Annotated in this window: 12 protein-coding genes; all 12 read left to right on the top strand. The window is 41.6% G+C overall.

Going from position 1 to position 13,539, the window contains the following annotated elements:
* Positions 1-61: 61 nt before the first annotated feature.
* The 12 genes from GNIT_RS11335 (at position 62) to GNIT_RS11280 (ending at position 13,393) form a co-directional block, all read left to right on the top strand.
* A complete protein-coding gene (locus GNIT_RS11335; protein WP_014109349.1) occupies positions 62-652 on the top strand; it encodes an SIS domain-containing protein in 591 nt (196 codons plus the stop codon).
* 3 nt (positions 653-655) lie between these two features.
* Positions 656-1,672, top strand: a complete 1,017-nt coding sequence (locus GNIT_RS11330; protein ID WP_014109348.1) for a Gfo/Idh/MocA family protein — start codon at positions 656-658, stop codon at positions 1,670-1,672.
* A gap of 3 nt (positions 1,673-1,675) precedes the next feature.
* Positions 1,676-2,326, top strand: a complete 651-nt coding sequence (locus GNIT_RS11325; protein WP_014109347.1) for an SDR family NAD(P)-dependent oxidoreductase — start codon at positions 1,676-1,678, stop codon at positions 2,324-2,326.
* A complete protein-coding gene (locus tag GNIT_RS11320) occupies positions 2,326-3,393 on the top strand; it encodes an AroB-related putative sugar phosphate phospholyase (cyclizing) (RefSeq protein ID WP_014109346.1) in 1,068 nt (355 codons plus the stop codon). The genes GNIT_RS11325 and GNIT_RS11320 overlap by 1 nt, the downstream gene beginning before the upstream one ends.
* Positions 3,390-4,325, top strand: a complete 936-nt coding sequence (locus GNIT_RS11315) for a phosphoglycerate dehydrogenase (protein ID WP_014109345.1) — start codon at positions 3,390-3,392, stop codon at positions 4,323-4,325. Before GNIT_RS11320 ends, GNIT_RS11315 begins: the two co-directional genes overlap by 4 nt.
* Positions 4,315-5,037 carry an SDR family NAD(P)-dependent oxidoreductase gene (locus tag GNIT_RS11310; protein ID WP_014109344.1) on the top strand — a complete coding sequence of 241 codons (723 nt, stop codon included), beginning with the start codon at positions 4,315-4,317 and terminating at the stop codon, positions 5,035-5,037. The genes GNIT_RS11315 and GNIT_RS11310 overlap by 11 nt, the downstream gene beginning before the upstream one ends.
* 11 nt (positions 5,038-5,048) lie before the next feature.
* Positions 5,049-6,200, top strand: coding sequence for a cytidylyltransferase domain-containing protein (locus tag GNIT_RS11305; RefSeq protein ID WP_014109343.1), 1,152 nt, complete (start codon positions 5,049-5,051; stop codon positions 6,198-6,200).
* A 571-nt stretch (positions 6,201-6,771) separates the two neighbouring features.
* Positions 6,772-7,944 (top strand): tetratricopeptide repeat protein, encoded by a 1,173-nt coding sequence (locus tag GNIT_RS11300; RefSeq protein WP_014109341.1) that lies wholly within the window; start codon positions 6,772-6,774, stop codon positions 7,942-7,944.
* Positions 7,945-8,180: 236 nt separating this feature from the next.
* Complete coding sequence (locus tag GNIT_RS11295) at positions 8,181-8,981, top strand: flagellin (RefSeq protein WP_014109340.1); 801 nt, start codon at positions 8,181-8,183, stop codon at positions 8,979-8,981.
* Positions 8,982-9,187: 206 nt separating this feature from the next.
* Complete coding sequence (locus GNIT_RS11290) at positions 9,188-10,624, top strand: sigma-54 dependent transcriptional regulator (protein WP_014109339.1); 1,437 nt, start codon at positions 9,188-9,190, stop codon at positions 10,622-10,624.
* A gap of 148 nt (positions 10,625-10,772) precedes the next feature.
* Positions 10,773-12,005, top strand: a complete 1,233-nt coding sequence (locus GNIT_RS11285) for a sensor histidine kinase (RefSeq protein WP_014109338.1) — start codon at positions 10,773-10,775, stop codon at positions 12,003-12,005.
* The gene (locus GNIT_RS11280; protein WP_014109337.1) at positions 12,002-13,393 is read left to right on the top strand and encodes a sigma-54-dependent transcriptional regulator; all 1,392 of its coding nucleotides are present in this window, start codon (positions 12,002-12,004) and stop codon (positions 13,391-13,393) included. Before GNIT_RS11285 ends, GNIT_RS11280 begins: the two co-directional genes overlap by 4 nt.
* Positions 13,394-13,539: the final 146 nt, after the last annotated feature.

Here is a 13,539-nt window from a genome sequence, read left to right as displayed (position 1 = left end):
GCATGAACAACGATAAGGTAATATTCGTTTTCTGTGTCGTAGGGTAATTGAGGAACTAGTTATGTTGAGCTTTGTGCAAAGTTACATTGAAAACATTAAGCAGGTATTGTCACGCATTAATCCGCAGGAAATTGTAGACATTATTGGCGCATTAGAAAAGTGCCATGAGAGAGGAGGTCGTATCTTTGTTATGGGTAACGGCGGCAGTGCAGCAACGGCTTCGCATATGGCAAACGACTTGGCTGTTGGTCTTAAATTAAGAGGAATTCGGCAGTTTGATGTTGAGAGTTTAGGCGATAACGTCGCGGTTTGCACTGCCATCGCAAATGACACCGGCTACGAAAATATTTTCAGTCTCCAACTAGAAGGACGCTTAAAAAAGAAAGACCTACTGATTGGCATATCTTGCAGCGGCAACTCGCCTAACATAGTTAAGGCGGTAGATTATGCAAATTCATTGGGTGTCACGGTTGTCGGTCTGACTGGTTTTGATGGTGGTCAATTAAAACAAAAAGCAGATCACACGTTCCACGTCGCGACGGAAAAGGGTGATTATGGCGTCGTCGAAGATTTACATATGATGGTCGATCACGTGATCTTTTCATACTATCAACAATTAAAGTCAAGTTCTGAACTTGCGGATGCAGGCTAGGGCATGAAGGTAATACGTTGTGGGATTGCCGGTTTTGGTAAGATGGGACAAATTCGTGCTCGCGAAATATTGCGAAATCCACATACTCAATTGTGTTCAGTGTTTGAGACTAACTCAGATTTAACTGCTGAAATACCGAGTGGAATGACACTCAGCAAATCTATTGACGAACTGCTGAGCTCAGGCATTGATGCAGTATTTATATGTGCCTTTAATAATGTTGCCGCGGAATACGCCATAAAAGCATTATCGCAAGGGATGCATGTTTTCTGTGAGAAACCGCCTGCGAAAACCTGCGCTGAACTGTCTTTCGTTATCGCAGCCGAAAAAGCCTCAACAGGCGTCTTGAAATATGGTTTTAACCATCGCTTACATTACAGTGTAATCAAAGCGAGAGAACTCATTCAAAGCAAAGAGCTTGGTAATTTACTCTGGATGCGGGGAGTATATGGAAAGGCAGGCAGCATCGACTACCATACTAATTGGCGTAACTTTCGAAATTATTCTGGTGGTGGAATATTGATGGATCAAGGCATTCACATGTTAGATCTTTTTCATCATCTTAGTGGTCTTTCATTCAACGTCGTTGCAAGCCAGTTATCGAATAGCTTTTGGGATATTGAAGTTGAAGACAATGCATTTGTGACTTTACAATCAGGTGGCGTCATTGCTTCACTGCATTCGAGTGCGACTCAATGGAAGCATAAATTTCTACTTGAAATGTGTTTTGAAAACGGTTTTATAAATTTAGACGGTATTTTGTCTGAATCACGCAGTTACGCACCTGAAAAACTCGTTACAGGCAAAAGGGAGTTCGAAGACATCACTTTTGCAATGGGAAAACCTGCCGAGCAGACTATTTGGTTTGAAAATGATGACAGCTGGAAACTCGAGCTAGAGGAATTTGTTAAGGCGATCACAGAAAAGCAAAAAGTGTCAAACGGAAGCAGTGACGATGCGATGGAAGTCCTCTCCTTAATTGAAGAAATATATTCGGTGAGTGGCTTCTATGGAAAATAATTTATGATTGTTTTATTAACTGGCGCTAGCCGTGGTATTGGCGCTGCTATTAAAACAAAACTCGAGACAGAGCACACGGTGCTCTCGCCATCTCGTTCTGAACTCGATTTGAGCTCACCGGAGAGTATCGTTGAGTACTGTTCGAAGCTGGGGAGAGTTGATGCCTTAATAAACAATGCTGGTATCAATATTATTAAGCCACTAGCAGAAGTCTCAGTCGACGATATGAATCTCATCAATCAAGTAAACTATGCCGCGCCTCTTCAATTAATGCAGTTATTACTGCCTAAAATGGCGCAGCGCAAATTTGGTAGAGTAGTGAATATAAGCTCAATTTGGGGAGTTCGCTCAAAAGCAAAGAGAGCACTTTATAGTGGGACTAAGTTCGGCTTGATAGGTCTTACCAAGGGCTTTGCAAGAGAATTCGCTGCGGATAATGTGATGATAAATACGGTTTGTCCTGGATTTACCGAAACTGAATTAACTAAACAATCGCTATCAAGCGAAGAACTTGCCGCTATTCTTATGGATATTCCCTGTCAGCGTTTAGCTAAGCCCGAAGAAATAGCACGCACGGTGGCTTTCCTTATCGACCCATCAAATTCTTATCTTACAGGTCAATCTATAGTAATAGATGGAGGGTTCACAAGTTAATGATTATCAAATCAAACATACACGACTATCAGGTTAAATTTGTTGAAAGTCTGGATTTTTTTCAGGAACTCAAAAGCAAAAGTAACGCCGTATTTGTCTGCGATAGCAACATCAACAGACTCTATCCGGACATATTGCGTGATGTCGATAAACAACGGGTCTTTCTAATTGATGCGCTTGAAAGTAATAAAACCTTGGACTATGTTCAAGACGTTTACCGATTTTTGACGCCTATTCCAGAAAAGAAAAAAATGCAGCTAATTTCAATCGGTGGTGGCATTGTTCAAGACGTCACCGGGTTTGTTGCCCAGACTCTATATAGAGGCATTCCTTGGACCTTTGTCCCAACCACATTTTTGGCGCAAGCAGATAGCTGTGTTGGCAGTAAAACCTCGTTAAATTTTGAGTCATTCAAGAATATATTGGGTGGCTTTTATCCACCCAATATCATTTATCTTTGTCCCGACTTTCTGGATACCTTAAACGACCGCGACTATTACAGCGGGATTGGCGAAGTCATCAAATTTCTATTGTTAGATGATAGGAGGGAACCCGATTTTGAGCAAATAGCGGCATTGGTCGCTGACTTATATAAACGGGAAAGCCGAATGCAGGCAATTAGAGCCTCACTTTCGGTAAAACAAAGTTTTATCGCAGAAGACGAATTCGACCAAGGTAAACGAAATCTGTTCAATTACGGGCATTGCTTTGGGCATGCGCTGGAAGCGACGAGTCAATATGAAGTCCCTCATGGTCTTGCGGTGATAGTTGGTATGATGGTCGCGAATGCGGTAGCACTTGGTCGAGGCTTAATGTCCAGAGCATGTTATTCGCGATTAAATGCCTTGTTATTTGTGCCGACCTTGCCTATTGAATTTAAACCCGCCTATTTTGACGAAAGTGAAATAATCAAAGGCTTGATGAACGATAAAAAGCGAGTTGGTAAAGACTTAACGATGATCATACCCAGTAGCGACAAGATTGAAGCGATAAAAGCCGACGATATCAAGCCGCAGGAAGTGTCAGTTGCTATGTTGTTAATTATTGATGAGTTAAGGTTTGTATGAAAATAGCTGTTACGTCAAAGGCATTTGCTAAAAATGAAACACTCAAATCCGAATTACAATCGTTCTTCCCAGATTGTCGATTTAATACCAGTGGTCGTCTATTAAACGAATCGGAGCTGATTGAATTTTTGGGCGATTGCGATGGTGCTATAGTCGCGATGGAACAGATTCAAGCTCCTGTGCTGGACGATGTAAACTTGCTAAAAGTGATCGCAAAATTTGGCGTTGGCTTGAATAATATAGATCTAAGCTACTGCCAGAAAAATGGCATTCCGGTAAAATGGACTGCCGGCATAAACAGACAATCGGTTGCTGAAATGGCCTTAGGATTTATGCTAATGCTGATTAGGAATTTATATACGACGTCTAATCAACTAAAAAAAGGTGAGTGGAATAAGTCAGGCGGGCAGAGTCTTTACGGGAAAACAATTGGTATCATTGGTATGGGCCATATAGGGCAGGAGCTTACTCACTTACTAAAGCCCTTTGCTTGTAGAGTACTGGCAAATGATGTTGTTGATATAAATGAGTTTTGTGAAAAAAATGGTGTCGTTTCAGTAGGCAAGGAAACGATTTATGCAGAAGCTGATATTATCAGTCTGCACACTCCGTTGAATACCTCTACGGTTCAGTTTATCGATGCTACTGCCTTTCATAAAATGACAAAAAAACCGATATTTATTAACACTGCACGTGGCGAGCTAGTCAATTTGCAAGACCTGCATGACGCTTTACTCAACGGCCAGCTATATGGCGCAGCAATAGATGTCTATGATGTGGAACCACCAACGCACAAAGAACTAATAAGCATGCCTAACTTAGTTTGTACGCCGCACATTGGCGGTAACTCAGCGGAAGCAACATTAGCGATGGGCCGCTCTGCAATATCTCATTTAGTCGATAGCCTACTGGGTGCTGCAAATGAGCGCTGATATTCGCTTGGATTTTTCAAATAAACGCGCTTTGGTTATTGGCAGTGAGAAAGGTATTGGTGCCGCTGTAAAACATCAACTATTGAATGCAGGCTGCGATGTAGTTGGCACGTCGAGAACGACCACAGATGACCCATCGGTTTTGCCTCTGGATTTGAGCAATGCAGAGAGCGTTGACGCTTTCATCCAGTGCATTGAGCAAGACTTTACTTTTGATTACCTTATTCACAATGCGGGAATAATCTTACCTGAACCCGCAGACATGCTCAGCGCTGATGCGATAAAAACTGTCTGCGACGTCAATTTAGTTTCACCGCTAAAGATTCTTTCAGCGGTAGCCGGTCAGATGAAAAGTCGAAAACACGGAAAAATTGTCGGCATAGCTTCTATAGCTTCTGTTGTATCAAAACCTAATTCCGTGGTCTACAGTTCAAGCAAAAGCGGATTTGTTGGGGCTTTGCGATCACTTGCTGTAGAACTTGCAGAGTATGGCATCTTGGTTAACTCTGTTTCTCCAGGGCCAACGAGCACCGAGATGATTGAAAGATGGGTAAGTGATGAGAAACAAAAAGAAATAGCGCGCACTATTCCATTAAAGCGATTAGCTTGTGTTGACGATATAGCCAATGTAGTGCTTTTTTTATGTTCAGATCTCAATACGTATATTACCGCTCAAAACATTATTGTTGATGGCGGATTCACGAGTACATAGGTAATTAATTGATGAAAGTTGTAGCAATGATCCCCGCGAGAATGGGCAGTAAGCGTATTCCAAAAAAGAATTTACGTTTACTAGGTGAAAGACCTTTGATTTCATACGTGGTTGAAACTGCCGTTAATTCTGGTGTGTTTGACGCTGTTTATATTAACTCAGAAGATGACATATTTTCTGAGATTGCGAGTGAATACGGCGCGAGTTTTTATCAGCGTCCAGTTGAATTTGCAACAGATGAAACTAATAACGATGCTTTTTTACTCGATTTTTGTAAAAACGTTAGCGCCGACATTGTTATACAAATTTTACCAACTTCGCCCTTTATTACTGAGAATGAAATTGTAAGTTTTGTAAGCACCATGATAGAGCAAAAGTATAATACCCTTGTCTCAACGGTTGACCATCAGATAGCCTGCATGTTCGGCGGGAAAGGAGTGAATTTCAGTCCAAAAGAGCCGCATATTTCTTCCCAAGATATGCAGCCAGTCTCTTCCTATGCAACAGTGCTGATGGGGTGGAATAAAGATAGCTTTTTGCAAAATATGCAAAGCAATGGTTTCGGTTATCATGGTCCTGATGGCAACACAGGCTATTTCACCTTGAAGGGCTTTTCCACCATTGATATTGATAATGAAGAAGACTTTAAATTAGCTGAGATTGCGTTACAGTACATCAAATCTCAGGCATCAACACAGCAACCAAAATATTATCAGCGACAATCGGGAGCAAAAAATCACCATAGTGAAGCCGATGTACCCTCGATTCTGAAAATAGACGGTATCGAACAATCGGATTTTGCTCATGAAAACTTGTCTCTAGTCCACATTCCCGATCTGATAGCGAACAAAAATAGTGAATTGTCATGGTGTCACCGTTTGGTGAATACCGAAAGTAATAGTGCAACCCTAATATCTCAACTTCCTGGGCAAGGCAATCGTAAACATTATCATCCTGATTGGAATGAGTGGTGGTATATCATATCTGGCGAATGGATATGGGAAATTGAAGGTAAAGAAACTGTGGTTAAACAAGGGGATTTTGTATTTATGCCCAAGAACAAAGTACATAGGATAACGGCGACAGGCACTAAGCCTGCGATAAGATTAGCGGTAAGTCGTGCTGACGTAGCGCATGTTTATCCTGAAATCTTTGAGCACTAAGTAAAATGTAAAGTGATTAAAAACCAAAGCGTGATTTGCTTTTTCATTAAGGGCGTCGACAATGTTGACAGCCATTAATGCTGCATAACCTCTACCAACCTACACCTAAAAAAGTTGTGATTTGAATTTAGTTTACGTTTCAAATAATTTTAGTGAGGGTAGACAGCGATGTTAATCCTGGTGAGTACTAGTTGTTTGATGCCGATACTAAAAAAGCGCAGTTTTTATGGGCGAACCGTGCTTGGTCAGATCCGCGCCAGATGGCTCAACACTGCGCCCTTTTTATTTACAATAAAGGACGCCATAGAGCGTAATAGTTATGTGACGCTTCCCAATATAGCCTTGATAAAGATGAAGAAGCCTATAGCCGCATAATAGCAATAGGCATTTACTTGAATCGTTGCTTATACGGCAGGCGTTGATTTCCAAACGACCTGCCTTTTTTATCTTAGAAATTATCTACTTTTTCTTAATTTGTGAGTGATTATCTTTGAGTAAACGGCGTGAATGACTTTACTCTTTCAGCACATTTGACTACTCTTTCATTAGCAGCTCGCTTGGAGAGTATTTCATGAAAATTTTTCGCATCATTTTCCTTATATCACTAATGAGCGCTTTAACGAGTGCCTGTGTGAGCAATGACTATCACAAGCTCAGTGAGAGAGAACAAGCGCCAGATTCAGCGGAGTTGCCAAGTCCACCCGAAATTCAACACGCTTTATTTAAAGAAGAAGTCATCAATACCGATGATATTTTTGTCTTGACGCCGTCGCAACGCACACGTTTCTTAAGCTACTTCAACGCTCATCAAAATCAATCAGTTAGGCCTCATGTGAGAGTGGCTAACTACATACAAGAATTCAGCACAGGGTTCAATTTTCAGGGTGACACACTGACTGCGAAAGAGGCATTTGAACAACGGACTGGTAACTGTTTGTCATTGGCTATTTTATCAACGGCATTTGTAAAAGAAGCCGGTTTACGGTTCCAATACAATAGAATCAATAGCGCGCCTACGTATCAAGAGTATGAGAACGTTCAACTGGTGTCTACACATGTCAATTTAACGATAATAGACGTTCAGCAAACAAGCGGCGACATTTGGTTAAGCAATGCTATTACTATTGACTACTTTAGAACCAAAGACTCCTATATTTCGAAAGTTGTCTCGCCAGAAGAGTTGATGGTCATGTATTGGAATAACCTAGCAAGTGAGGCTATTATTAGCGGTAAGCTAGATATTGCCTTTGCATATGCTTTGCAGGCAAATGCGATTGATCCACTTTATCCTGAAACCCTAAATTTGCTGGCCATTTTATACAATCGAAAAGGGCATGCAGAATACGCCTATACCGTTTACGATTTCATGGATAAAAATAACCTAGTGTCATTTTCCGCCATTGATAATTTTGCCACAATGTTAGTCAATTCAGGAGACACAAAACGGGCCGCGTTACTAAGAAGTAAAATTCAGCACATTATTGATGACAACCCATACACTTGGCTATCTCGTGGCATCGCCCAGTTTGAAATAGGTGAGTACAAACTGGCCGAAAGCTATCTATTAAAAAGCAGTAGCTATGGCCCATATTTACATGAGCCTCTTTATAATTTAGCTAAAATCTATGTAAAACAAAATCGCTTTAGAGCCGCTAGAAACGCATTGGAAAAAGCAAAAGAACTTGCATATGTAGCCGATGATGAAAGACGCTATCAAGCTAAGATTTACAGCCTCAATGAGTGAAATCAGCTTCCATTAATCTTTGAGTGTTTGCCGTTAATTAATAATTAATGCAATTAAATTGAAAAAAAATTAAAGATCCTTAATTTACTGCCGATACCATGATACGGAGTGCTGTATTTTGGATATACATTGTAGTCTTCGATAAAGTTGATGGCCATATGTCGTTTTTGTCTCTCAATGAGAGGAAGAGCTAAAAACGATCCAAATGCTCTTAATAAGCAGCAATGGAGGTAGTGATGATAAAGTTTGATAACAACAATGCGGGTAGCTTGTTACAGCAAGTTCAACAAAAACAATCCAGTTTGATGGAAAAGCTAGCCTCGGGTAAACAAGTGAACAGCGCAGCAGATGGTCCAGCCGCGCAGCTTATAATTGATCGTTTAACGTCGCAAACAGAAGGTAGTCGTCAAGCCATCTCTAACGCTTATGATGGTATATCGCTTGCTCAAGTTGCAGAATCGGGCTTAGCGAATATTACTGATGACGCCAATCGCATACGAGAACTCACAGTGCAGGCTGGTAACGGCGCGCTAAACGATTCGGATCGGCAAGCGCTTCAGAGTGAAATAAGTGCGCTACAAGAAAACATCAGCTTAACGGTGGAGCAAACCAACTTTGCCGGCAAGCCACTGCTGTCGGGTGGACAAGACATTAGTTTTCTCGTTGGCAGTTCTTCAGGTAATAACATCGACGTTGAAACGAATAATGTTACCGACTCTATCAGTGATTTACTCAGTATTGATGTTACAAATGCAGAATCACGCCAACAAGCACTTGATATCGCTGACGCGTCTTTAGCGTCTATTGGTGGCTTTCGTGGCGACCTCGGCGCGACGCAAAATCAGTTTGCGAGTGCAGCACGAGTATTAACGGAATCGAGCATTAATTCTGAATCGGCTAGAAGTCGTATTCAGGACTTAGACTATGCGCAAGCAACCAGCGACATGGCTGCCGCTCAAGTGCAAGGGCAAGCGTCCTTAAGCGTTCAGGCTCAAGCCAATCAGCAGCAGGGGCAAGTTTTGGCGTTGTTGAGTTAACTATCTTGAAAGTTGATCGGTAGCTTCACATTTGATTAGGTCTAAGATTTAGTTTTCAGCGATATATCACCATAAAAAAGCGGCTTAGCCGCTTTTTTTGATGGCATTCCTTTAGTTATCAGATAACATGTACAAAAAAGAGTAGAAGTTCAAAATTAATCTACTGCCCGTACACCGACTAAGAAAGAAACTCAACTGAGGTAGCAATGAAGGAAATTCTGATTATCAGCGACAATGAAGTTCGTAAAAATAATCTGAATGTAATACTGACTTTTATGGGTGAGGCTTGTAGCCATAGCGATTATAGTCACTGCATTAAGACTATTGAGAGTAAAAACGACTTGGTTGCTATTCTCATCGATGGTGAAGTCCCTGAGTTGACAGAAGACGTCATTGAAAAATTTCCAGCAATCCCTTTTGTGAATATTGGCTTTCAATTAAGCGCTGAAGTTAATTATAAAAATATGATGGGGTCGCTTTTTGAGCCTATAACACAGCCTATCATGGTCGAGTTGCTAAACAAGTGCCAAGACTTTCATCGTCTGAATACGCCATCTCTTGGCACAACTACCGGCAAAACACGATTATTTAGAAGCTTAGTCGGCAATAGTAACGGTATTAAAGAGGTACGCTCTCTCATAGAACAAGTTGCGCCATCTGAAGCAAACGTGCTTATTCTTGGTGAATCAGGCACGGGTAAAGAAGTTATTGCACGTAATATTCACTATATGTCGAATCGCCAAAAAGGCCCGTTTATCCCGGTTAACTGTGGCGCTATTCCGGGTGAGCTATTGGAAAGTGAGTTGTTTGGTCATGAGAAAGGCGCGTTTACTGGCGCTATCGGCTCCCGTAAAGGGCGTTTCGAATTAGCAGAAGGCGGCACACTCTTTTTGGACGAAATTGGTGATATGCCGCTGCAAATGCAAGTAAAACTGCTTCGCGTGCTGCAAGAGCGTATTTTTGAAAGAGTGGGTGGTACTAAAACCATTAACTGCGATGTGCGCATTGTTGCAGCAACGCATCGTAATTTAGAAGAGATGATCAGCGAAAATACGTTTAGAGAAGATCTTTACTATCGCATCAATGTTTTTCCTATTGAAAGTCCTGCACTGCGTGAACGAGCTGCAGACATTCCTCTGTTATTGCAAGAACTTGCCCATCGCTTGGAAAACAACAATGAAAATATCGTTAAGTTTAACGATGACGCAATGCGTTCTTTAATGTCGCACCCTTGGCCAGGTAATGTGAGAGAACTATCAAATTTAGTTGAGCGTTTAGCTATCCTTTACCCCAAAAAATTAGTTGGTATCACCGAGCTTCCGATAAAGTATCAATACGGCGATACACCTCTTGCTCCTTTAAGCACCTTATCTGAAGAACAGCAAGAGCGAGAAGCGCTGAATGAGCTTTTCTTGAGCGACGCTGAGGATACATCAGAAACTAGTCAGGTGGGGGTGCTAAATACTGCGCTACCATCTGATGGCGTAAATTTAAAAGAATACTTGTCTGATCTCGAAATTAATTTGATTTCACAAGCATTGGAACAGCAGGATTGGATTGTCGCAAGAGCAGCCGATCAGCTGGGTATGCGCAGAACCACCTTGGTTGAAAAAATGCGTAAATATGAAATAAGTCGTCAATAACACTTCAGTATTTATCACCTTAGTCATTTTATTGACAGTGACTAAGGTGCTATAAATCGTTAAAACTCCATATAAATCATACAGATATTTTTTGGCATGTCTCATGCATTATCTCAGCACATCCAGTCGTTGAGGTAGTAATAGGATTATGTCGCAGTTAACCAATAATTTTTTCGTCATTGATTCAAAAGATCAATTTTCATTCGGCGCTCGCCAAAGTACGGTTTTTAAACCTGTCAGTTTAGAAAAGCCGGTATCGATTGTTAGCGTCAGTGCTGAAGCGATTGCAAAACCTCAAATGGCGCAAAGCGACGATACGGTCGAAGAACTTAACAACAAAGCGAAGCGACTTAATCATTTGTTAGAGGTTATGCCAGCCGGAGTTATCGTTTTAGATCAAAAAGGCCGCATAAAACAAGCAAATCAGCAAGCGGCTGAATTACTGGGCGAGCCTTTGGAAAAAGAGCTTTGGCGAGAGATTATCTTACGCTCATTCAAGCCTCAAGCAGACGATGGACATGAAGTTTCTTTACGCGATGGCCGCAAAGTAAAAATATCGATCACGCCTTTAGTTGAAGAAAAGGGTCAGCTTATTGTATTAACCGACCTTACTGAAACTCGCGAACTGCAGAGTCGTATAAGCCATTTACAGCGTTTATCTTCTTTAGGAAAAATGGTTGCATCTTTGGCGCACCAAGTCAGAACACCACTATCCTCTGCAATGCTTTATGCCGCCAATCTGCGTTCACTGAATTTAAAAAACCCGATGGCTGACCGCTTTACAACTAATCTGCAGAATCGCTTGAAAGATCTGGAGAGCCAAGTGAATGACATGCTGCTGTTTGCTAAAAGTGGTGAGCAGCAAATTGTGGCACCACTGACCGTATCGCAAGTGATGGCTAACGGTGCTGAGGCGGTTGACGCTTTATTGGCGACCAAGTCTATTCAATTAAAACTAGACAAAAAGCCAATACTGCACCAGTTAATGGGCAATGAAACGGCGTTGACGGGTGCCATTAGTAATTTACTTCACAACGCAATTGAAGTGTCGCAAGAAGGCGATGTTATTGAAATAATTACCGACATCGTAGAAGAAAATGGTGCGCCCTTTATTAGTATCCAAATAAAAGATCAAGGCTGTGGCTTATCAGAGCATCAAATTGACAGTATTTTTGAACCCTTTTTTACAACAAAAACACAGGGTACAGGCTTAGGATTGGCTGTTGTTAAGTCGGTAGCAAAATCACATCACGGCTTAGTAAAAGCCGCTAATAATATTGAAGGTAAAGGCGCTTGCTTTACCTTACTGCTGCCCTGCATTCAGCCAAAAAATGAATTCCAAACATACTCAAAAGACGTACACCAAGGAGTCGCAATATGAGTAAAACCAAAATATTAATAGTCGAAGACGATCACGGCCTTAGAGAAGCTTTAGTCGACACACTGCTATTGGGTGGCTATCAAGTCACTCCGGTTGATTGCGCTGAGAACGCGATGCTCAAACTTGCAGACAACAATCAGTTTGATTTGGTCGTCAGCGACATTCAAATGGGCGCAATGAGCGGATTATCACTTCTTAAAAGTGTGAAAGCTAAATATCCAAAGCTCCCTGTATTGTTGATGACAGCATTTGCTAATATCGATGATGCCATTCAAGCAATGCGCGACGGTGCAACCGACTATTTATCTAAACCCTTTGCTCCAGAGGTGTTGCTCAACTTAGTCGGACGCTATGCGCCGGCGCAAAAAGTGGAGTCAAAAACACCGATTGTTGCTGATCCTTCTAGTATTCGGATGCTTGAGCTAGCCAGAAAAGTGGCGAAATCAGAAGCAACCGTCATGGTCTTGGGGCCCAGTGGTTCTGGTAAAGAAGTCTTGTCTCGTTATATTCACGACCAGAGTCCTCGTAGTCAGTCTACCTTTGTTGCGATTAACTGTGCTGCCATTCCTGAAAACATGTTGGAAGCCACCTTATTTGGTTATGAAAAAGGTGCGTTCACAGGCGCAGTTCAAGCGTGTCCTGGTAAATTTGAACAAGCGCAGGGCGGCACTTTATTACTTGATGAAATTACTGAAATGGATCTGGCGCTACAAGCTAAAATTTTGCGTGTATTGCAAGAAAGAGAAGTTGAGCGATTGGGTGGTCGCAAAACCATTTCCTTGAACGTACGGGTAATTGCGACAAGCAACCGTGATTTAAAGTTAGCCGTGGATGATGGCAAATTTAGAGAAGATTTATACTATAGACTCAACGTGTTTCCAATTACCTGGCAACCACTGGCGCATCGCATTGGCGATATTATCCCGTTGGCCAAGCACATGGTTCAACGTCATGCGATTGCTCAAGGTATTCCGGTTCCAGATATCACAATGTCTGCGCAGCATAAGCTGATGCAACACACGTGGCCTGGCAACGTCAGAGAGTTAGAGAATGTGATCCAGCGGGCACTGATTTTAACCGACAATGGCAAAATTGATAATGAAGACTTAATGATAGAGGCTGCGCATAATGTTGAAAGAACGACATCCACTATGTTTACTTCTGCATCCCCAGATATAGCAAATAATACTTTAGACTCCGACGATGCAGTCGATAAAAATTTATTAGGATCGGAACTTCGATTTCAGGAACATCAGATTATTTTGGACGCGCTGCAGGCCTATAATGGCAAACGCAAAGATGTAGCTGAAAAACTTGGAATAAGCCCAAGAACGCTGCGTTACAAACTTGCTCGTATGCGTGATTCAGGTATTGAAGTTCCTAACTAAGCCCTTTCCCAACATGCTTTTTTGTGAGCACTACAGACAGGATGTCAATCCCTATTTGCCGCTAACCTTTAGCGGCATTTTTTTGTCACCTAAAAATCCTTCTTAAAAATAAAAACCCAACTCATTGAATTAATTGAATTAAATAA

It is taken from the genome of Glaciecola nitratireducens FR1064 (genome assembly GCF_000226565.1).
Taxonomy (GTDB): Bacteria; Pseudomonadota; Gammaproteobacteria; order Enterobacterales; family Alteromonadaceae; genus Glaciecola; species Glaciecola nitratireducens.
This window is presented reverse-complemented; position numbering and strand designations above follow the sequence as displayed.